Below are 19997 nucleotides of genomic sequence, written 5' to 3' on the forward strand. Positions count from 1 at the left end.
GCGCCTGCATCGCGGGCAAGCCCGGCGCCTACAGGGGGCTGCGGTGTTGCTGATTTTTGTAATGAAATAGTCAACCAAGCAACCGCTTGGTTGACTACGCTTGCTCCAGACCAAAAATTCAGGAGCGAGTCGCATGTCTGCTGCTTTTCGTTTGCCGCTGGATGTTTTCTACGAGCGTGAGGCCCGTCATCCACGCCAGCGTTTTCTGGTCCAGCCCACGGGTGGCGGGCAAGTTGAAACACTGACCTGGGCCGACGTCGGCCATCAGGCTCGCTGCGCCGCGCACTGGCTGCGCGCCCGCGAATTGCCGCAAGGCAGCCACATCGCACTGATCTCGAAAAACTGTGCCCACTGGATCATCGCCGACCTGGCGATCTGGATGGCCGGGCATGTCTCGGTGCCGTTGTACCCCAACCTGACCGCCGAATCGGTGGCCCAGGTACTCGATCATTCCGAAGCAGCGCTGGCGTTTATCGGCAGGCTCGATGACTGGCCGAGCATGTCCCTCGGCGTCAGACCTGAGCTGCCGACGATCAGTCTGCCGTTGCACCCACCGGGCACCTTCGATTTCAGCTGGGCCGACCTGCAACGCAGCTCACCCATCCAGGATGACCCCACGCCGGCAGCCGATCAGTTGGCCACTATCATTTACACCTCCGGCACCACCGGCCTGCCCAAAGGCGTGATGCACAGTTTCGGCAATCTGGGGTTCGCCACCACCCGCGGTACGCAGCTATTCGGCCTCAACGAGTCGGACCGGCTGTTGTCCTACCTGCCGCTGTGCCATGTGGCCGAGCGGATGTTCGTTGAGTTGGCGTCGATTTACACCGGGCAGACGGTGTTTTTTGCCGAGAGTCTCGACACCTTCCTGACGGATTTAAAGCGCGCCCGGCCTACTGCCTTGTTCGGTGTGCCGCGGATCTGGACCAAATTCCAGATGGGCGTGTACAGCAAGATCCCGGCAAAACGCCTGGATTTTCTGCTCGGGCTGCCCTTCATCGGCAAGCGGGTCGGGCATAAAGTCCTCGCCGGGCTGGGGCTGGACGCGTTGCGCGTTGCCTTGTCCGGCGCTGCGCCCGTGCCACAAACCTTGCTGCTGTGGTACCGCAAACTGGGGCTGGACGTGCTGGAGGTCTACGGCATGACCGAGAGCTGCGGCTATTCGCACATTGGCCGGCCCGGCGAGAACAAGTCCGGCTGGATCGGCAAGCCGTGCCCTGAGGTAGAAGTGCGGATCGACGAATCGGGCGAGGTCATGGTGCGCAGCGGCGCGACCATGCTCGGCTATTTCAAGGAACCACAGAAAACCGCTGAAACCATCACCGGGGACGGCTTCCTGCGCACCGGCGACAAGGGTGAGGAAGACGCCGAAGGCAACCTGCGCCTGACCGGACGCCTAAAAGAAATTTTCAAGACCAGCAAGGGCAAGTACGTCGCGCCGGCACCGATTGAAAATCGCCTGGCGGTGCATTCGCGGATTGAACAAGTGTGCGTGGTCGGTGACGGTTTGAGTGCACCGCTGGGGCTGTGCGTGCTATCGGCGGTCGGGCAGCAGGACGCCAGCGGCACGGCGAGGGCGGGGCTGCACTCAAGCCTGGAAAAACTCCTGGATGAGGTCAATGGCGTCCTCGACAAACACGAGCGTTTGCGGCGTCTGGTGGTGGTCAAGGACAGCTGGGCCGTGGAAAACGGCTTCCTGACGCCAACACTGAAGATCAAGCGCAACGTGATCGAAGCGGCTTACGGCGACCGCTTCGAAGAATGGAGCGAGCGCAGCGAGGCGGTGCTGTGGCAGGATTGAGCCACGAACAAAACCAACAAAGGAAAGCAGCGATGAGTCTGTGGCGTACCACTCCCAACATCGAGCAGTTGAACGCGATCCAGAAAAACACCATCGGCGAAGTGCTGGATATCCGCTTCGAAGCGTTTGACGAAGGCTCCCTGACCGCGAGCATGGTCATTGACCACCGCACTCACCAGCCTTACGGCCTGCTGCACGGCGGCGCGTCTGTGGTGCTGGCCGAAACGGTCGGCTCAATGGCCAGCTACCTGTGCATCGACGCCAGCAAGTTTTACTGCGTGGGCCTGGAAATCAACGCCAACCACCTGCGCGGCCTGCGCAGTGGGAGGGTGACGGCCGTGGCCACGCCCATCCACATTGGCCGCACGACACACGTCTGGGACATCCGCTTGACCAGCGATGAAGGCAAGGCCAGTTGCGTGTCGCGCCTGACCATGGCGGTCGTGCCGCTGGGGGAGAACCCGCCGGCCCGCTAAACGAAGCCTGCATCCGCCTCGTATAGCCGCTGTCGAGCCCCGGCGAGGCTGCGTTCGGCTGCGAAGCCGTCGTGAAATCTACCAACGCGGTGTTTCAGGTTGACCGCGAACGCAGCCTCGCCAAGGCTCGACAGCTGCTACAGGGATCTTCATCAGCGTTTCGGTATTGCCCTGACCGGACTGTCATCATTCCTGTCACTTACAGTCATTGCTGTCAGCCGTCGTCTTACGGACAATCAACGCCTGTTCTCGCTCATGGATTTGCCGGTATGTCGCAACAGATATTTTTCGCCCACGCCAATGGCTTTCCTTCCGGAACCTACGGCAAGTTGTTCGCGGCGCTGGCGCCCGAGTATCAGGTGACGCATCTGGAGCAGCACGCTCATGACCCGCGTTTTCCCGCGGACGACAATTGGTACAACCTGGTGGACGAACTGATCCATCACCTCAAGCAGCAAGCGGAACCGGTGTGGGGCGTCGGCCATTCCTTTGGGGGCGTGCTGCACTTGCACGCGGCCTTGCGTTGCCCGGAGTTGTATCGCGGCGTGGTGATGCTCGATTCACCGGTCCTGACCCGCACTGATCAATGGGTCATTCGCGCCGCCAAGCGTTTCGGCTTCATCGACCGCTTGACCCCGGCCGGCCGTACCCTGGGGCGCCGAGAAGAATTCGCCGACCTCGAAAGTGCGCGTAGCTACTTCTCAGGCAAAACCTTGTTCCGCAGTTTTGACCCGGAATGCTTTGACGCCTACTTGCAACACGGTTTGCACAAGGTGGGTGACACACTGCGCCTGCGCTTCGATCCTGCCACGGAAATCAGCATCTACCGTGGCGTGCCCCACACCAGCCCCGGTCGCACGCGTCAGCTGAAAGTGCCGCTGGCGGTGGTGCGCGGGCACAAGAGTCGCGTGGTGATGCGTCATCACGCCAGCGCTGTCGGACGCATGCCGCAGGGTGAATCCCTGACGCTGCCCGGCGGTCATATGTTTCCTCTCGAACGTCCACACGACACGGCCACGCTGCTGAAAACCCTGTTCAGCCGATGGGACGGTCGCCGTCAAAAGGATTGCGCATGAGCAATGCCGTCGAAGAAGTCCGTCTGAGCCTGCCGCACATCGAGTTGGCGGCACACTTGTTCGGTCCTGAAGACGGCTTGCCGGTGATTGCGCTGCATGGCTGGCTGGACAATGCCAACAGCTTTGCCCGACTGGCGCCCAAGCTCAAAGGCTTGCGCATCATCGCCCTGGACATGGCCGGTCACGGTCATTCCGGGCATCGCCCGCCTGGCGCCGGTTACGCGATGTGGGATTACGCCCATGACGTGTTGCAAGTCGCCGAACAACTGGGCCTCAAGCGGTTTGCACTGATGGGGCACTCCATGGGGGCCATCGCCTCGTTGATCATTGCCGGGTCGATGCCGGAGCGCGTCACACACCTGGCGTTGATCGACGGCCTCATTCCTCCTACAGACAAAGGCGAAAATGCCGCCGAGCGCATGGGCATGGCCCTGCAAGCGCAGCTGGATTTGCGGGAGAAGCAAAAACCGGTCTACAACACCCTCGATCGCGCCATCGAAGCGCGCATGAAGGGGTTGGTGGCGGTCAGTCGCGAAGCCGCCGAGCTGCTGGCCCAGCGCGGCTTGATGCCCGTGCCGGGCGGTTACACCTGGCGCACCGACAACCGCCTGACGCTGCCATCGCCGCTGCGTCTGACCACCGAACAGGCAATGGCTTTTGTCCAGCGAGTCAGTTGTCCGGCCAAACTGGTGGTCGCGGCCGACGGCATGCTCGCCAAACATTCCGAGTTGCTGGAACGTCTACCCTTTAGCCGTGAACAGCTGCCAGGCGGTCATCATTTGCACCTGAATGACGAAACCGGCGCCGACCTTGTCGCAGACTGTTTCAATCGGTTCTTCGCCGTTCCTTGACTTGCGCCGGGCAACTGTCGAGGCTGGGCGGGTTGAAATGGGAGACAACCATGATAGATCGCTATACCGCTGCGACCCCGAACGGCCACAAGGTCTCTATCGTGATCGAGGAACCCGGCCTGCATGCGCCGGATTTCGACAAAAAGGAACGAACGTTAAAAGGGGCTCAGGCCATGCTGATCCGATGAGCCTGTCCATGCGTTCACTCAGTCTGCTGGCGTTGTGCTGTTTCAGTCCTTTATCGTTTGCCGCGGATGTCCCCGGCAGTCAGGACTTGCCGATCCTGCCGCGCATGGAAGATGCGCAGATCGTTGATTATCGTCCGGCCGTCGAGCTCGAACGGATTTACCCCCTGGGTTCGATCCGCAAGATCAGTGGCCAGTTGCGCTTTGACGGTCAGGTCACGGCACGCGGGCAAACCACCTCGGTCACCTATGAGTTGCCGCCGGAGCATTCCTCCACCGAAGCCTTTACCGCCGCGCGGGAAGCCTTGCAAAAACAGGGCGCCGAGTTGCTGTTCTGGTGCCAGGCCCGCGATTGCGGCGAAAGCAGCCTGTGGGCCAACGAAGTCTTCGGCAATGCCAAGCTCTACGGTGCCGACGATCAACAGGCGTATTTGCTGCTGAGATTGGCGGCGCCACAGGACAATTCGCTGGTGGCGCTCTACAGCATCACTCGCGGCAACCGCAAAGCCTACCTGCATGTCGAGCAATTCGATGCGGCGGCGCCGTTGGGCGACTTGTTGCCGACGTCGGCCACTCTGCTGCGTCAGCTTAAAAGCACCGGTGAACTCGATTTCCCGAAACTGAACGCTGATCCCGACGACACGTGGCTGCGTCTGATTTCACGCGGACTGAACCTGGACACCACCTTGCGAGTCAGTGTTTCCGGTGCCAAGGCTGAGGCCTGGCGTCAGGCATTGATTGCTCAGGGCGTGCGTGCGGCGCGACTGGAAGGCGGCACCGTCGAAGGCTCTGGCCTGCACATCGAGCTGTTGCGATAAGCTGCACAGGCGAATGCGCACGGCGCATTCGTCTACCCTTTGTTGACTGATTTTTTCGAGACTTTACATGCCCAATAATGATCGGCTGTTGGTGCAGATTCTGCTCCTGGTGCTGTTTGGTGCGAGCTTCTGGGTGATGGCGCCGTTCTGGTCGGCGCTGTTCTGGGGCGCGGTGCTGGCGTTTGCCAGTTGGCCGCTGATGCGTTTGTTGACCCGCTGGCTCAATGGCCGCGAATCCTTGGCGGCAGCGCTGCTGACCCTCGGCTGGATGTTACTGGTGGCCGTGCCGCTGGTATGGCTGGGGTTCAACCTGGCCGACCATGTGCGTGACGCCACGGTGTTTATCAAGGATGTACAAGTCGAAGGCCTGCCGCAGGCGCCTGACTGGTTAGGCAGTGTTCCCTTTGTGGGCGCACGGCTGGTGGTGGTCTGGAACAGCATCGATGAACAGGGCGCGGCGATGATGGTCGCGCTCAAGCCTTATCTGGGGCAGGTCGGTAACTGGCTGCTGGCGCGCAGTGCGCAGATCGGCGGCGGGATTCTCGAGCTGACACTGAGCATCGTGTTTGTGTTCTTTTTCTACCGCGACGGCCCGCGTCTGGCGATCTTTGTTCATGGGTTGCTGGAGCGCCTGATCGGCGAGCGTGCCGGGTATTACATTGATCTGGTGGCGGGCACGGTGCAGCGGGTGGTGAACGGCGTGATCGGTACGGCAGCGGCGCAGGCCGTGCTGGCACTGATCGGGTTCCTGATCGCCGGGGTGCCGGGAGCCTTGGTACTGGGCATCGTGACCTTCCTGCTCAGTCTGATTCCGATGGGGCCACCGCTGGTGTGGATTCCGGCAACGGCGTGGCTGGCGTGGAAAGGTGAGTACGGGATGGCGGTGTTCCTGGGAATCTGGGGCATGTTCATCATCAGTGGCGTCGACAACGTGCTCAAGCCGTACCTGATCAGCCGGGGCGGGAATCTGCCGTTGGTGATTGTGCTGCTGGGGGTGTTCGGCGGGTTGATTGCGTTTGGTTTTATCGGGCTGTTTATCGGGCCGACGTTGTTGGCGGTGGCATACAGCTTGCTGACTGACTGGAGCAAGAGTCAGGCTCGGGTAGAAGATCGCCGCCCTTAGATTTTTGTATTCAGGCTTATGGCCCCATCGCGAGCAGGCTCACGCCTACACTGGATCTGTGTCGTTCACAAATCCCCTGTAGGCGTGAGCCTGCTCGCGATAGGGTCGCTGCGGTCTACCGGGCTTGACGCTTGGCTCAGGTCGCGACGTTCAGGTACTTGCCCACCGTCGCCACGTTATCGAGCGAATACTGTTTGCTCAGATTGGCGACCATCTTGTGCAGCGCATCGTTGACGTTGAACTGATCGGTCGAGCTGTCACTGGTTTTCTCACGGCCTGCTTGCAAGGCTGCTTTCAATTCATCGCTGCTGACACCGCCGCTGCTGTCACTGTCCAGTGCCTTGAGCAGTGCGGCGCTGGTGTCGGTGCTGGTCGATGACGGGCGGTTGCTCGCCTGCAGCGCGCTGCTCAGTTCGGTGGCGGTCACGCTGCCATCACTGTCGGTATCGAGCTGGCCGAACAGTTCCTCGCTGGACACCTGCTGTGGCGGTGGGGGCGCAGGGGCGAGGCTGGCGGCGAGTTCGTCCTTGCTGACGGTACCGTCCTGGTTCTTGTCCAGGGCCGAGAAGATTTCCTTGCTGTCGGCACTGCTGCCAGCGCTGGTCAGGCCGGTGCTCAGCTCGTCGCTGCTGATGGCGCCGTCACCGTCGGTGTCCAGGGCGCTGATCATTGCATCGGCGAGTTCAGTGCTCGGTGGTTGATCGTGTTGCGGTGGCGGAGGCGGGGCCATCGCGGCCATTTCTTCACTGCTCAGGTTGCCGCTGTTATCGCTGTCGAGGTCGGCGAAATTTTTGCTCAGGTTGACCACCAGGCCGTCGTCGGATTTTTGCGACAAGGCACTTTTCAGCTCGTCCTGATCCACCGCGCCGTCGCTGTTGGTATCGAGCTTGGCCAGCAGTTCTTTCTGGAACGGCTGGCTGCGGGCGGTATTGTTTGTGGTGCTGCTGGTGCTGGTATAGCTCGTGTAGTTGCTGACGCTACCGATCATTGTGCTCACTCCCTGGAATGGAAAACCGGTGGGGACACCGGCTTCTGCAGCCTCAAGGGGCAAGGTGTCGTGGGTATGTGAGGTTTGTACCGGTCAGTACACAGATCACGACAGGTACTTGTCGCAGCTGGCGAAGCCTGCGTTCGGCTGCGAAGCAGTCGCTAGACCCTTCACCGCGGTGTTTCAGCAAGATAGAGTCAGTCGGTTTACGACTGCTGCGCAGCCGAACGCAGGCTTCGCCAGCTGCTACAGGGATCTAGGTAGATCAATGACGGCGGTCAAACCACCGCCTGGTGTTTCTTCCAGGCTCAATTGCCCGCCCAGTCGTTCCGAAGCCTCGCGGGCGATGGTCATGCCCAGGCCGACACCGCCGGAGTTGCGGTTGCGTGAGCCTTCCAGGCGAAAGAACGGCTCAAACACCGCCTCACGTTTATCTGCCGCAATACCCGGCCCATGGTCAATCACCCGAATTACCAGGGTTTCGCGACTGTCTTCGAGGGTGATCAACGCTTGTCCCGCGTAGCGCAGCGCGTTATCCAGCAGATTATTGATACACGAACGCAACGCCATCGGCTGGACTTGCAGCGGGGCGCAGTGACCGCTGGCCTGCACATCGGCGCCCTGGTCCTGGGCGTTTTCACACAACGATTCCACCAACGCTTGCACGTCCATCCATTGCCGGGCCTCGCTGGTGCGCTGTTCATGCAGATACGTCAGGGTGGCGTCGAGCATGCTGATCATGTCGTCCAGGTCCTGACGCATCTGACCTTGCAGCTTCTCGTCGTCGATCTGCTCCAGGCGCAATTTGAGTCGCGACAGCGGCGTGCGCAGGTCATGGGACACCGCGCCAAGCATCCGCGAGCGCTGCTGCACCTGTTCGATGATGCGTTTCTGCATCAAGTTGAAGGTGTAGGCCGCTTGCCGCGCTTCCCGTGGCCCCGACTCATCCAGCGGCGTGCTGTCGAGGTTTTCGCTCAAGCGCTCGGCGGCATCGCTCAGGCGCTGGATCGGTCGGCTCAGCAGTTTGGCGCCGTACCAGGCCGCAATGACCAGCGAGATCAATTGAAAGGTCAGCGGCACCAACGGCCCGCCGAACCATGGTCGAGGCGGGCGGTTTTCAAAGCGTGGGTCCATCGGTGGGCGCTGCCCGTCGAGGCCTTGGGAAAACTGCGGCCGTGGCGGTGGAGGAGGGGGCGGGCCGTAATGGTGAAACCAGGCAAAGGCCAACAGGTGCGCAAGGAAAATCGCCAGCAACAGCACGCCGAACAGGCGGCCGAACAGCGTATCGAAGCGCGCACGCATCAGCCGATGTCTCTGGCGTCGAACAGATAACCCTCACCGCGAACGGTCTTGATCAACTGCGGGGCTTTGGGGTCATCACCGAGTTTCTGGCGCAGGCGCGAGACCAGCAGGTCGATGCTGCGATCAAAGGCCTCGATCGAGCGGCCACGAGCGGCGTCCAGCAATTGCTCGCGGCTGAGCACCCGGCGCGGACGTTCGATAAACACCCAGAGCAGGCGGAACTCGGCGTTGGACAGGGGCACCACCAGGCCGTCGGCGGCAATCAACTGGCGCAACACGCTGTTCAGGCGCCAATTGTCGAAGCGAATGTTCGCCCGTTGTTCGGTGCGATCATCGCGCACCCGTCGCAGAATGGTCTGAATCCTCGCCACCAGTTCACGGGGTTCAAACGGTTTGGCCATGTAGTCATCGGCGCCCAGTTCCAGGCCGATGATCCGGTCGGTCGGTTCGCAGCGGGCCGTGAGCATCAGGATCGGAATGTCCGACTCGGCACGCAGCCAGCGACACAACGACAAACCGTCTTCGCCCGGCAGCATCAGGTCCAGCACCACCACATCGAAATGTTCGGCTTGCAGCGCCAGACGCATCGCCGCGCCGTCGGTGACCCCGCTGGCGTGGATGTTGAACCGGGCGAGGTAGTCGATCATCAGTTCGCGAATCGGGACGTCATCGTCGACGATCAGGGCGCGAATGCTCCAGCGTTTGTCATCGCCGGGCGCTTTTTGATCGTCGTTCAAAGGGGCTTGGGTGTTGTGCATGCGTGCGTTCATCTGCCAGAGAGGCTGCCAACCACAAAGATGGGCTGCGAGGTTGTGGCTTCAGCATAGGCGTCCGGCCCGGAGGCGGGAAGTGCTGTAAGGACGTGTTGCGGCTGCCGACGGTAGCGATGAAGGATGTTGTGAGCGTGTCATGAGTGTATCGGCCTCGACACAATTGGCCAAAGGACTAGTCTTGCCTGAGCGCCGATGACGAATTACCGATCATCGGGTCCCGCAGCGCCGCTGGTTCCGCTACAATGCGCGCCGATTTCGTCCTGCCTGAGAGCCCTCACATGTCCGTCTGCCAGACTCCTATCATCGTCGCCCTGGATTTCCCCACCCGTGACGCCGCACTGAAGCTGGCCGACCAGTTGGACCCGAAGCTGTGCCGGGTAAAAGTCGGCAAGGAACTGTTCACCAGCTGCGCGTCGGAAATCGTCGGCACCCTGCGTGACAAGGGTTTTGAAGTGTTCCTGGACCTGAAATTCCACGACATCCCGAACACCACCGCCATGGCCGTCAAAGCTGCGGCGGAAATGGGCGTGTGGATGGTCAATGTTCACTGCTCCGGCGGCCTGCGCATGATGGCGGCCTGCCGTGAAGTGCTGGACCAGCGTACCGGGCCCAAGCCGCTGCTGATCGGCGTGACCGTGCTGACCAGCATGGAACGTGAAGACCTGGCCGGTATCGGTCTGGACATCGAGCCACAGGAGCAAGTGTTGCGCCTGGCCGCGCTGGCGGAAAAAGCCGGGATGGACGGTCTGGTGTGCTCGGCACTGGAAGCCCAGGCCTTGAAGTCGGCTCACCCGTCGTTGCAACTGGTGACCCCGGGCATTCGTCCGGCGGGCAGTGCGCAAGACGATCAACGCCGCATCCTGACCCCACGCCAGGCCCTGGACGCCGGTTCCGATTATCTGGTGATTGGCCGTCCGATCAGCCAGGCAGCTGATCCAGCAAAAGCGCTTGCCGCCGTAGTCGCCGAACTCGCCTGACCCAACGCCGAAGATCAAAATGTAGGAGTGAGCCTGCTCGCGATTGCGGTCTATCAGTCGACATCATCATTGACTGATACACCGCTATCGCGAGCAGGCTCACTCCTACAGTAGTTTTGTGGTGTCTGGTAAGAGTGGGTTAAACCTTCAACACCAACTTCCCGAAATTCTCGCCGCTGAACAATTTCATCAGTGTCTCCGGGAATGTCTCCAGTCCGTCAACAATGTCTTCCTTGCTCTTGAGTTGCCCCTTGGCCATCCAGCCGGCCATTTCCTGCCCGGCGGCGGCGAACTGGGCGGCGTAGTCCATCACGACAAAACCTTCCATGCGCGCGCGGTTGACCAACAGCGCCAGGTAGTTGGCCGGGCCCTTGACCGCTTCCTTGTTGTTGTACTGGCTGATCGCGCCGCAAATCACCACGCGTGCCTTCATGTTCAGTCGGCTCAGCACGGCGTCGAGAATGTCGCCGCCGACGTTATCGAAATACACGTCCACCCCTTTCGGGCATTCGCGTTTAAGACCGGCGACGACGTCCTCGTTCTTGTAGTCGATGGCACCGTCAAAACCCAATTCGTCGATCAGGAACTGACACTTGTCCGCGCCGCCCGCAATCCCGACCACGCGGCAGCCTTTGATCTTGGCGATCTGCCCGGCGATGCTGCCCACCGCGCCGGCTGCGCCCGACAACACCACCGTGTCACCGGCCTTCGGCGCGCCGACATCGAGCAGGGCGAAGTAGGCCGTCATCCCGGTCATGCCCAGGGCGGACAAGTAGCGTGGCAACGGCGCCAGTTTTGGATCAACCTTGTAGAAACCGCGCGGTTCGCCGAGGAAGTAATCCTGCACGCCAAGCGCGCCGTTGACGTAGTCCCCGACCGCAAACCCCGGGTTGTTCGACGCAACGACTTTGCCTACGCCCAGGGCACGCATCACTTCACCCAGACCGACCGGTGGAATGTAGGACTTGCCCTCGTTCATCCAGCCGCGCATGGCCGGGTCCAGGGACAGGTATTCGTTTTTCACCAGAATCTGACCTGCCGCCGGCTCACCGACCGGTACTTCCTGATAGGTAAAAGTCTCGCGGGTTGCTGGACCCACTGGACGTTTGGCGAGCAGGAACTGGCGATTGGTCTGGGTAGTCATGACAGGCACTCAAGATGAATGAAGCCTTGTTGATAGCCCTTCAGGCCCAATGCCGCAAGTTTGGCTGATACGGCGAATGCACATCGATCCAGTGCAGTGATAGTTGGCACCGTCGTTCTATCACTGCCACGCATGGGCGCCCAACCGGCCACCTGATAGTGCTGCCGTGGCATGACCCTTCGTGGCTAGACTGAAAATACGAAATCCCCCGCACTCGAGGACATAACAATGAGCATGACGTTTTCCGGCCTGGTCGCCGTGGTGACCGGCGCTGCCAACGGTATTGGCCGTGCGACGGCCCAGGCATTCGCGGCCGAAGGGTTGAAAGTGGTGGTGGCCGACATGGACACCGCCGGCGGCGAAGGCACCGTGGCGCTGATTCGTACGGCCGGCGGCGAAGCGACCTTCGTGCGTTGCAACGTCACGCTGGAAAGCGATGTAAAAAATCTGATGGACGAAGTGGTCAACACCTACGGCCGTCTCGACTATGCCTTCAACAACGCCGGCATCGAGATCGAGAAAGGCAAACTCGCCGACGGCACACTGGATGAGTTCGACGCGATCATGGGCGTCAACGTCAAGGGCGTCTGGCTGTGCATGAAGTATCAGTTGCCTTTGTTGTTGGCCCAGGGTGGCGGTGCGATCGTCAACACCGCTTCGGTGGCGGGCCTTGGGGCTGCGCCGAAGATGAGCATTTACGCGGCGTCCAAACATGCAGTCATCGGCCTGACCAAGTCGGCGGCCATCGAATATGCGAAGAAAAAGATTCGCGTGAATGCGGTCTGCCCGGCGGTGATCGACACTGACATGTTCCGCCGTGCCTATGAAGCAGACCCGAAGAAGGGCGAGTTTGCCAACGCCATGCACCCGGTGGGTCGCATCGGCAAGGTAGAGGAGATCGCCAGCGCGGTGTTGTACTTGTGCAGCGACGGTGCGGCGTTCACCACCGGTCATTCGCTGGCGGTGGATGGTGGCGTTACCGCGTTTTGAAATCAGGCGCTGCAATGTAGGAAAAAGCCCGCACGTTTGCGGGCTTTTTTACAGTTCCGTGACGTGGCTGATCAATGTGTTTCAAAGGGTTAGAACCGAGGGTTTTGGCGGCGTTGTCGCACCTCTCCTCCAGCGCTCCTGTGATTAACTGTTTCCCGCAAAACGGACAGGAGTTTGCTTGCTCATGGAATTGAGAATCGATCGACAGGCATTGGTGCCAGTCGTGCAGCAAATCGTCGACGGGTTGGCCGACTGGCTCCGTCGGGACGGAGTGCTGCCGGGGACACGTTTGCCTTCAGCGCGGCAAATTGCACGGGTCAATCTGCTCAGTCAATCCAGCGTCGTCGAAGCCTGTGAGCGCCTGGTCGCACAAGGCATGCTGGCGCCGCGTCAGGGCTCCGGTTTCATAGTTGCCCATCCTGCGCAGGGACCGGGTTGTCCCTGGTCAGAAGGGGCGGACGTAACGCAGGAGTGCGTGACGGGCAAACTTCAACTGGGCTGTGGCAGCCTGCCCGAAAGCTGGCGTGAAACCGACGATTTGAGCTACGCGATTCGCCAGGTTAGCCGCACCGACATGGCTGCTTTGTTCAGCTACAGCACGCCACTGGGGTTGCCAGCCTTGCGATCGCAGATCCTCAAGCGTCTCCAGCCACTCGACATCGAAGTGGATGAACGACGGATACTGACCACCACCGGGGCGACTCACGGGCTGGATCTGATCGTGCGTACGTTGCTTAAACCCGGGGATTGCGTGGTGGTGGAAAGCCCGGGGTATTCGCTGTTGTTCGATCTGCTCAGGCTGAACGGCGTGACGATGATCGAGGTGCCGCGTACCCCCCGCGGGCCTGATACGCAGGCGCTTGAAGCGTTGTTGCTGAAGTACCGGCCCCGTGCGCTGTTTATCAATAGCTTCTACCACAACCCGACCGGCAGCAGCCTGGCACCCGCCGTGGCGCAGCAGGTGCTGCAACTGACCCGAGACCACGGTGTACTGGTCATCGAAGACGACGTCTTTGCCGATTTGCACCGCGGCCCCGGCACTCGCCTCGCGGCGCTGGGGATCGACGACAACGTCATCTACGTCGGTAGCTACTCTAAAACCCTCAGCAGTTCATTGCGCGTCGGCTTTGTCGTCGCCAGTGTCGCGGTTGTTTCGCGACTGGCCGAGGTCAAGATGACCAGCAGCATGGGCGCTTCAAGATTCTGCGAATCGGTGCTGGCTTGCCTCTTGGCCAGCGGCGCGTATCGCAAATTGGTCCAGCGTCAGCGCCAGCGATTGAACACCGACAGAGAGGCTGCCTTGCAGATACTCGAAGATGCCGATTGGGAGGTTTTCGGCAAACCGGTGGGCGGATTGTTCATCTGGGCACGATCACGAATGTCTGACTACGCTCAGGTGCGCACGCAAGCCCGACGCTTCGGTGTGTTGTTGTCTTCCGCCACTGCATTCAATCCCGGCGGTGAGGCCACGGACTGGCAGCGCATCAACGTGGCTTGCGCCTGTGATCCTCGTGCCCGGGCATTTTTTCAGGCCACCACTCTGAATCGACCTCAAGCGTTCTGAAAACGACGCGGGCGTAGCTTTTTGCCATTATTCCGACGCCAGAGACTTGTGCTGGCACAGGCCCGTTGCGAATCTGCGTCAACAGACTATGTCAGGGGACTAAGTGCAATGATTTCGGCCGTGCAAGGACGTTTTGCCAACCTCGGTATGGCAAAAAAAATGGGTGTCGGGTTTGTCCTGGTGCTGCTGCTGACCGCGCTGGTGGCAGCCATCGGCGTGTGGTCCCTGCAAACCATCAGTCATCGCTTCGATGGGCTCAAGCAGATGTCGTCGCTCAATAGCGGCTTGCTCAAGGTGCGTCTGCTTGAGCAGGAGTACGCCTTGCACGGCAACCCGAAAACCGCCGATGCCCTGCACGAAGGCGTTGATGGCCTGATCGCTCTGGCGACCCAGCTCAAGGCTGCGTCCGCGGCTAACGTGCCGGTGATGAATGATGTCGAGCAGTCGCTGGGTGCTTATCGCAAGGCGTTCGATGAGTTTGTCTCGCTGAGTCAGGCCAAGGACCTGGCGCTGGAAATGGCCAGCTGGTCGGTGTCCAGCGTGGCCAACAACCTTGATGTGTTGCAAGCCGGCCTGGCCGATGATGGCGCCTACACCTTGAAGCAATCCGAAGGTAAGGAGGGTGGGCAATTCCTTGAGCAGGCCAGTCAGGTCAGCCAGGTCTCGCGGTTGATGTTGCAGGCCATGAACGAGGCGCGCGTGCGTCTGGACCAGAGCCGCAAGGGTGACGACAGCGCAGGCCAGGGCAAGATCGAGCAGGCGGACCAGGCGTTGACCCAGGCCGAACAGCTGAAAACCACGGTCAAGGATGAGGGCTATCAGACGGTCCTCAATGAAGTGAGCGGTCACATCGGCAGTTTCAGCGAAAAACTGACGGAATACACCGGCCTGTTGGCCCAGGAGAAAACCGTCTACGAACAGTTGCATCAGCGCGCCGCGCAAGTGGTGGAGCGGGTGGATCAAGCCTATGTCGCCGAAGACCAGTCGATGCAGGCCGAGCTGAAAAAGAACTCGTTGCTGATCATAGGCTCCTCAGCCTTGGCGTTGCTGGTCGGGCTGGTGGCGGCGTGGGTGATTACCCGGTTGATCGTGGCACCGCTGCGCAGTGTGATCCTGGTTGCCCAGCAAATTGCCGCGGGTGATTTGAGTGCGACGGTTGAAGTGACGCGCCGTGACGAGATCGGCCAATTGATGCAGGCGATGCAGCAGATGGGCGCCGGGCTCAGCAGCATCGTCAGTGGCTTGCAGGCCGGTATCGAGCAATTGGCCAGTTCGGCGCATTCACTGTCGGCGGTGACCGAGCAGACCAACCTGGAAGTCAGCAGTCAGAAAGAAGAAACCGAGCAGGTCGCCACGGCGATGAACCAGATGACCGCGACGGTGCACGACGTGGCGCGCAATGCCGAAGAGGCGGCCCAGGCCGCACAGACCGCGGATGGCAAAGTCGAAAGCGGTCAGCAAGTGGTGCGCCAGAGCATGGCACGCATCGAGCAACTGGCGGATTCGGCGACGTCGGCCAGTTCCAGCATCGAAAGCCTGAGCGCAGAGATCCAGAACATTGGCACAGTGCTCAGCGTGATCAAAAGTGTTGCCGAACAGACCAACCTGTTGGCGCTCAACGCGGCGATCGAAGCCGCGCGGGCAGGCGAGCAGGGCAGGGGGTTTGCCGTGGTGGCCGACGAGGTCCGGGCGCTCGCCAAGCGTACCCAGCAATCGACCGAGGAGATCGAGCGACTGGTCAGTGCCTTGCGCTCGGCCGCTCAATCGTCGGTGCAGCAGATTCAGAACAGCGGCGAACTGGTGAAACTCGCCGTCAGCGATGCGTTGCAGACCGAGAGTGCGCTGGGGAGTATTGCGGCAGCGGTGTCGTTGATTCAGCAGATGAACCAGCAGATTGCCGCGGCAGCCGAGGAGCAGAGTTCGGTGGCCGAGGAAATCAATCGCAGCGTCACGAGCATTCGCGCGAGCGCGGATCAGTCGTCACTGGCGATGCAGGGCAACGCGGCGTCCAGCATTGAGCTGGCTCAGCTCGGGCTTGAACTGAAAGGGATGGTGGGGCACTTCCGGCTCTGAAGAGCCCTGTGATCACTGTGGGAGCCTTGTGGGAGCGAGCTTGCTCGCGATGACGGCCCGACAGCCAACCCATCTCTCCCGACTGCACTCCCCACCCAACCCAACCCAAAAAAAAGCCACCTTCGCAGGTGGCTTTTCTATTCTCGCAAATCAGTCGTAGATCACTTTCTTTTTCCAGTCGGCATCGGCGTCGACTTGTTTGAGGCCTACGTTCAACTGGTTTGCCTCACCCTCAACGGCAGCGATGTTGTCCATCACCATGGCGTTGGCGCGAGCCAGGAGTTTCTCCAGGTATTCCAATTGCTCGGCATAGACCTGCGGCTCTTGCTGTTTACGCAGGTACTGCACGCCACGTTCGAACGCCAGGCGCGCCTGCCCCGGCTGGTTCTGTTGCAAGCAATGCTGGCCAAGGTTGTTGAAGAACTCGATGTGCAGCAGTACCAGGATATGGCGGACTTCGCGGATCCAGCGCTTGGCTTCGTTGGTCGGCAGGAAACCGTCCTGTGCGGCACGGGTGATCTGGCCATGCAGGGCTTCCAGTAGGAAGCGTACGTCCTTGGCCTTGGCTTCGGTCTGGATCGGTGCTGGCGGATTGTTGACCGGGATCGACTCGCCCTGGGCGGCAAGGGCCTCCAGTTCGGTGATCCGCGCCCTGAGGTTGGCACTGGTCTTTTCCAGGTTGAGCAGGCGCTGGCAGACGTTGAGCTCCAGGCGGGTCAACAGCAGCTTGAGCGCCGGTGTCATCAACTGGCCGGGAAAGGTCTCGGTGATCTCGCCGCAGCGACGCAGGCGGTCGTTGAGCTCAACCTTGGTACGGGCCTTTTCCAGCTTGTTGTTTTCCACCACATGGTTCATGTAGCCAATGGCGATCAATAGTGCGATCCCGGCTACAACTAGCAGGGTGATCATGAGTGGTGTCACCGGTAAGACCTCTTTATAGGGTTTGCGTTCGAGTGTAGTGGCTTGCCATTGGGGCGCATAGGCCGCTCGACGACTTGAATCAGCTATGGCCATAAATGTATCGGCCGTTGCTCTGCTTATATAAATGGTGGCGAAGATGTTCCAGATTGCCATCATCTTGATGGCGTGGACTATAGCGTCTTGAAGGAGGCCGGAATATAGGCGTTGGGGGCCAGTCTGTGGAAAAGCCCGAAACGCGTCTGAAAGCAGGGCGAAGTCATTGATTTAAATAAATTTATATCTGGGGGTTGACGACCCCTCAATCCATCCATAGAATGCGCGCCACTTACAGCGTAAAGCACACAGCGAAACGCGGTAGGGAGTGAATGTTGTACGTGTGTCCCCTTCGTCTAGTGGCCTAGGACACCGCCCTTTCACGGCGGTAACAGGGGTTCGAGTCCCCTAGGGGACGCCAATGCGGGAATAGCTCAGTTGGTAGAGCACGACCTTGCCAAGGTCGGGGTCGCGAGTTCGAGTCTCGTTTCCCGCTCCATTTTTAAACAGCGTTGCTTTCGGGCGGCGTTGAGTGAAACCAGAACCGATATCTTCGGATGCGGATTTGGGCACTGAAATACACACCATGTGTTTCAGTTAGCGTGTCCCCTTCGTCTAGTGGCCTAGGACACCGCCCTTTCACGGCGGTAACAGGGGTTCGAGTCCCCTAGGGGACGCCATTTGCGGGAATAGCTCAGTTGGTAGAGCACGACCTTGCCAAGGTCGGGGTCGCGAGTTCGAGTCTCGTTTCCCGCTCCATATTTAACGAAAACGCCGCTCAGCAATGAGCGGCGTTTTTGTTTGTGCGTTTTTTATGGCGCAACAAAAAAGCTTCTTCGAGTTGTGCCGATCAGTTCAAGTGTTCAGCAACGCAATCCTTGTGGGAGCGAGCTTGCTCGCGATAGCGATGGGGCAGTCAACATTGATGTTGAATGTAACTCCGCCATCGCGAGCAAGCTCGCTCCCCCAGGTTTTGTTCCCTGACTGATGAGCATCAGGTGGGTCGGAAGGCGATCAGAGCTTCGGCAACTGCCCGATGCGCCCCATCATTTCGGTCACGATCTGCAGGTCCAGCAGGAACTGGTCGACCGTCTTGAACTCGTTATCCGTGTGGCCGGTGTATTTCACTTCCGGCCGGGCCAGGCCGAATTGCACACCATTGGGCAGTTCATGCACCGACGTGGCGCCGGCAGAAGTGCCGTACTTGTGTTCCATGCCCAGGTTTTCGCTGGCCACGGCCAGCAAGGCCTTGACCCACTCACCCTCAGGATTGCGATACATCGGCTCGGCGATGGAATAGTCGAACGTTGCCGCTACGTGGCTCTTCTTGCTCCAGGCGCCAATCTTTTCGGCAATTTCGGCCTTGAGGGCTTCCGGGGACTTGCCCTTCGGCACGCGCAGGTTGACCGCCAGCTTGAAGGTTGTGTCATTCATCCCGACAAAGGTCAGAGACGTCGTCAGCGGCCCCATGAAGTCATCGGCAAAACCGACACCCAATTTCCCGCCCAGGTAATCCAGCCCCCAGTTGTCGGCAGCGTAGCGGGCGGCGTCGGTGATGTGGTTGTGCTTGAGCGCGACTTTTCCGTCGAGGCTGTTGATGAAGTCCAGCATCCTGGCGACCGGGTTGACGCCAGACTCGGGCTCGGAGGAGTGGGCGGAAACGCCGGTCACCGTGAGCTTGACGTCCTTGTCGACGACTTTGGCGCTTACCTCGAAGTTTCCACCATTGCGCTTGGCATACTCGCTACCGGCCTTTTGCAGGCTGGCGGCCAGTTCGGCAGGCTTGTCAGTCACTAATGTGGCGACCGAAGCCGACGGAATCTGGTTGGTGGCCAAGCCGCCGGTCATCGAGGTGATTTCCGCGCCCTGGCCCTCGCCGTCACGCCGGGCAAAGCTGCCCATCACGGTGCCGTAGCCTTTTTCGGCGATGACCACCGGGTAGCCGCCGTCCAGCGCCAGGTTGTAGTTGGGCGTCGGGTTGTGTTCGAAGTAATAGGGGATGGCGTCGCCGGTGGTTTCTTCGGTGGTGTCGATCAGCAGCTTGAAATTCCTTGCCAGCGGCAGCTTCTCTTCCTTGATCACCTTCATGGCGTACAGGGCCACCACGATACCGTTCTTGTCATCCTCGGTGCCCCGGCCATACATGCGGTCGCCGATCAGGGTGACCTTGAACGGATCCAGGCGGGTGCCGTCTTTCAGGACCCAGTTCTCTGGCGTCACCGGCACCACGTCGGCATGTGCGTGAATGCCCACCACTTCATCGCCGCTGCCCTCAAGGGAAATTTCATAGACACGGTTGTCGATGTTGCGGAAATTCAGGTTGAAGGACTGGGCAAGGCTTTTGATCTTGTCGGCGATCTTGATGAATTCGGGGTTGTCGTGCTGAGCAACGCCCTCCACCTGGAAGGTCGGGATTGCCACCAGCTCACGCAACGTCTCGGTAGCCGCAGCGCCATATTTCACCCGTGCATAGAGGCCCAGAAGACGATGGATTTCGTTCTGCTGTTCCGGGGTAAGCGTCTTGTTGTCCTGGAAAGCGCTGATGGCCGGGCCGAGGTCGGCGGTTTTGGCCAGGTTGCTTTTGGCCACGCCGGCCAGGAACTGCCTGAAATCCGAGGCTGAGGCGTCGCTGAAATTCTTGAGAATGGTCGCACTCTGTTGCGGGGTGATGTTGGTTTGCGCGGCTACGGTAAACGACGAAAGGCTGGCCAGAATCAGGGTCGACGCGGCCAGATGCTTAAGTGAGAAGTCCATTGTGAAAGGCATTCCTTTGCAGGCGGTTTGTGGGAAGTGTCTGATCGATTGGTCAGAAACATTTCCAAACTAACACCACGTAGGCGTGAAAGGGGAGGCTTTAAAGTGGGATCTGTCGCACAGAAATGCAAAAGCGACGCAGATATGA

The 19997-nt window shown here is 60.2% G+C and carries 16 protein-coding genes, 4 tRNA genes and 2 pseudogenes; 16 read left to right on the top strand and 6 right to left on the bottom strand.

Going from position 1 to position 19997, the window contains the following annotated elements:
- The first annotated feature begins 133 nt into the window (after nt 1-133).
- The 7 genes and pseudogenes from H8F22_RS21800 to H8F22_RS21830 all read left to right on the top strand — a co-directional run bounded on the left by H8F22_RS21800 (nt 134) and on the right by H8F22_RS21830 (nt 6330).
- Nucleotides 134-1801, top strand: coding sequence for an AMP-binding protein (locus H8F22_RS21800; RefSeq protein WP_194940673.1), 1668 nt, complete (start codon nt 134-136; stop codon nt 1799-1801).
- 32 nt (nt 1802-1833) lie between these two features.
- Entirely contained in the window at nt 1834-2277 is a 444-nt protein-coding gene (locus tag H8F22_RS21805; RefSeq protein WP_027923997.1) for a hotdog fold thioesterase, read from the top strand.
- Nucleotides 2278-2546: 269 nt separating this feature from the next.
- The gene (locus H8F22_RS21810) at nt 2547-3353 is read left to right on the top strand and encodes an alpha/beta fold hydrolase (RefSeq protein WP_027923998.1); all 807 of its coding nucleotides are present in this window, start codon (nt 2547-2549) and stop codon (nt 3351-3353) included.
- The gene (locus H8F22_RS21815) at nt 3350-4204 is read left to right on the top strand and encodes an alpha/beta hydrolase (protein WP_027923999.1); all 855 of its coding nucleotides are present in this window, start codon (nt 3350-3352) and stop codon (nt 4202-4204) included. The genes H8F22_RS21810 and H8F22_RS21815 overlap by 4 nt, the downstream gene beginning before the upstream one ends.
- 50 nt (nt 4205-4254) lie before the next feature.
- Nucleotides 4255-4356 (top strand): annotated as a pseudogene (locus H8F22_RS21820) (glutathione S-transferase); the annotation flags it as partial.
- Nucleotides 4357-4400: 44 nt separating this feature from the next.
- A complete protein-coding gene (locus tag H8F22_RS21825; RefSeq protein ID WP_027924000.1) occupies nt 4401-5207 on the top strand; it encodes a DUF4892 domain-containing protein in 807 nt (268 codons plus the stop codon).
- A gap of 67 nt (nt 5208-5274) precedes the next feature.
- On the top strand, nt 5275-6330 hold the full coding sequence (locus H8F22_RS21830; RefSeq protein WP_027924001.1) for an AI-2E family transporter: 1056 nt from the start codon (nt 5275-5277) through the stop codon (nt 6328-6330).
- 136 nt (nt 6331-6466) lie between these two features.
- On the opposite strand, the gene xopAW is transcribed toward H8F22_RS21830, so the two are convergent.
- The 3 genes from xopAW to H8F22_RS21845 form a co-directional block, all read right to left on the bottom strand.
- Nucleotides 6467-7318: a XopAW family type III secretion system calcium-binding effector gene (gene xopAW, locus H8F22_RS21835; protein ID WP_027924002.1), complete on the bottom strand. Its 852-nt coding sequence runs from the start codon at nt 7316-7318 to the stop codon at nt 6467-6469.
- 246 nt (nt 7319-7564) lie between these two features.
- Nucleotides 7565-8620, bottom strand: coding sequence for a sensor histidine kinase (locus H8F22_RS21840; protein WP_194940674.1), 1056 nt, complete (start codon nt 8618-8620; stop codon nt 7565-7567).
- A complete protein-coding gene (locus H8F22_RS21845; RefSeq protein WP_027924004.1) occupies nt 8620-9378 on the bottom strand; it encodes a response regulator in 759 nt (252 codons plus the stop codon). The genes H8F22_RS21840 and H8F22_RS21845 overlap by 1 nt, the downstream gene beginning before the upstream one ends.
- A gap of 293 nt (nt 9379-9671) precedes the next feature.
- Here H8F22_RS21845 and pyrF point away from each other — a divergent pair, with 293 nt between their 5' ends.
- Nucleotides 9672-10370 carry an orotidine-5'-phosphate decarboxylase gene (pyrF, locus tag H8F22_RS21850; protein WP_027924005.1) on the top strand — a complete coding sequence of 233 codons (699 nt, stop codon included), beginning with the start codon at nt 9672-9674 and terminating at the stop codon, nt 10368-10370.
- A gap of 139 nt (nt 10371-10509) precedes the next feature.
- Here the strand turns inward: pyrF and H8F22_RS21855 are convergent, their stop codons facing one another.
- Entirely contained in the window at nt 10510-11514 is a 1005-nt protein-coding gene (locus tag H8F22_RS21855; RefSeq protein WP_027924006.1) for an NADP-dependent oxidoreductase, read from the bottom strand.
- A 228-nt stretch (nt 11515-11742) separates the two neighbouring features.
- Here H8F22_RS21855 and H8F22_RS21860 point away from each other — a divergent pair, with 228 nt between their 5' ends.
- From H8F22_RS21860 to H8F22_RS33120, 4 genes and pseudogenes are all read left to right on the top strand, one after another.
- Nucleotides 11743-12504 carry an SDR family oxidoreductase gene (locus H8F22_RS21860; protein WP_027924007.1) on the top strand — a complete coding sequence of 254 codons (762 nt, stop codon included), beginning with the start codon at nt 11743-11745 and terminating at the stop codon, nt 12502-12504.
- 184 nt (nt 12505-12688) lie between these two features.
- The gene (locus tag H8F22_RS21865) at nt 12689-14068 is read left to right on the top strand and encodes an aminotransferase-like domain-containing protein (protein ID WP_027924008.1); all 1380 of its coding nucleotides are present in this window, start codon (nt 12689-12691) and stop codon (nt 14066-14068) included.
- Nucleotides 14069-15055: 987 nt separating this feature from the next.
- Nucleotides 15056-15232, top strand: a pseudogene (locus tag H8F22_RS33115) (HAMP domain-containing protein); the annotation flags it as partial.
- 204 nt (nt 15233-15436) lie between these two features.
- The gene (locus H8F22_RS33120) at nt 15437-16141 is read left to right on the top strand and encodes a methyl-accepting chemotaxis protein (RefSeq protein WP_371258949.1); all 705 of its coding nucleotides are present in this window, start codon (nt 15437-15439) and stop codon (nt 16139-16141) included.
- Nucleotides 16142-16291: 150 nt separating this feature from the next.
- Here H8F22_RS33120 and H8F22_RS21875 read toward each other — a convergent pair whose 3' ends face one another.
- Complete coding sequence (locus H8F22_RS21875; protein ID WP_027924010.1) at nt 16292-17062, bottom strand: hypothetical protein; 771 nt, start codon at nt 17060-17062, stop codon at nt 16292-16294.
- A 378-nt stretch (nt 17063-17440) separates the two neighbouring features.
- Here H8F22_RS21875 and H8F22_RS21880 point away from each other — a divergent pair.
- From H8F22_RS21880 to H8F22_RS21895, 4 genes are all read left to right on the top strand, one after another.
- Nucleotides 17441-17516 (top strand) — tRNA-Glu (locus tag H8F22_RS21880).
- A 2-nt stretch (nt 17517-17518) separates the two neighbouring features.
- Nucleotides 17519-17594 (top strand) — tRNA-Gly (locus tag H8F22_RS21885).
- 105 nt (nt 17595-17699) lie between these two features.
- Nucleotides 17700-17775: transfer RNA gene (locus H8F22_RS21890), tRNA-Glu, on the top strand.
- A 3-nt stretch (nt 17776-17778) separates the two neighbouring features.
- Nucleotides 17779-17854: transfer RNA gene (locus H8F22_RS21895), tRNA-Gly, on the top strand.
- A gap of 255 nt (nt 17855-18109) precedes the next feature.
- Here the strand turns inward: H8F22_RS21895 and H8F22_RS21900 are convergent.
- Nucleotides 18110-19849: a dipeptidase gene (locus tag H8F22_RS21900; RefSeq protein WP_027924011.1), complete on the bottom strand. Its 1740-nt coding sequence runs from the start codon at nt 19847-19849 to the stop codon at nt 18110-18112.
- Between the last annotated feature and the right edge of the window lie 148 nt (nt 19850-19997).

Source organism: Pseudomonas mucoides, assembly GCF_015461845.1.
GTDB classification, from domain to species: domain Bacteria; phylum Pseudomonadota; class Gammaproteobacteria; order Pseudomonadales; family Pseudomonadaceae; genus Aquipseudomonas; species Aquipseudomonas mucoides.

Bases quoted from the DNA above. Each gene is read 5' to 3' on its own strand.
- H8F22_RS21800 (WP_194940673.1), top strand. From the start codon at position 134: ATGTCTGCTGCTTTTCGTTTGCCGCTGGATGTTTTCTACGAGCGTGAG.
- xopAW (WP_027924002.1), bottom strand. From the start codon at position 7,318: ATGATCGGTAGCGTCAGCAACTACACGAGCTATACCAGCACCAGCAGC.
- H8F22_RS21855 (WP_027924006.1), bottom strand. From the start codon at position 11,514: ATGACTACCCAGACCAATCGCCAGTTCCTGCTCGCCAAACGTCCAGTG.
- H8F22_RS21810 (WP_027923998.1), top strand. From the start codon at position 2,547: ATGTCGCAACAGATATTTTTCGCCCACGCCAATGGCTTTCCTTCCGGA.
- H8F22_RS21860 (WP_027924007.1), top strand. From the start codon at position 11,743: ATGAGCATGACGTTTTCCGGCCTGGTCGCCGTGGTGACCGGCGCTGCC.
- H8F22_RS21815 (WP_027923999.1), top strand. From the start codon at position 3,350: ATGAGCAATGCCGTCGAAGAAGTCCGTCTGAGCCTGCCGCACATCGAG.
- H8F22_RS21865 (WP_027924008.1), top strand. From the start codon at position 12,689: ATGGAATTGAGAATCGATCGACAGGCATTGGTGCCAGTCGTGCAGCAA.
- H8F22_RS21840 (WP_194940674.1), bottom strand. From the start codon at position 8,620: ATGCGTGCGCGCTTCGATACGCTGTTCGGCCGCCTGTTCGGCGTGCTG.
- H8F22_RS21845 (WP_027924004.1), bottom strand. From the start codon at position 9,378: ATGCACAACACCCAAGCCCCTTTGAACGACGATCAAAAAGCGCCCGGC.
- H8F22_RS21805 (WP_027923997.1), top strand. From the start codon at position 1,834: ATGAGTCTGTGGCGTACCACTCCCAACATCGAGCAGTTGAACGCGATC.
- H8F22_RS21900 (WP_027924011.1), bottom strand. From the start codon at position 19,849: ATGGACTTCTCACTTAAGCATCTGGCCGCGTCGACCCTGATTCTGGCC.
- H8F22_RS21825 (WP_027924000.1), top strand. From the start codon at position 4,401: ATGCGTTCACTCAGTCTGCTGGCGTTGTGCTGTTTCAGTCCTTTATCG.
- H8F22_RS33120 (WP_371258949.1), top strand. From the start codon at position 15,437: ATGACCGCGACGGTGCACGACGTGGCGCGCAATGCCGAAGAGGCGGCC.
- pyrF (WP_027924005.1), top strand. From the start codon at position 9,672: ATGTCCGTCTGCCAGACTCCTATCATCGTCGCCCTGGATTTCCCCACC.
- H8F22_RS21830 (WP_027924001.1), top strand. From the start codon at position 5,275: ATGCCCAATAATGATCGGCTGTTGGTGCAGATTCTGCTCCTGGTGCTG.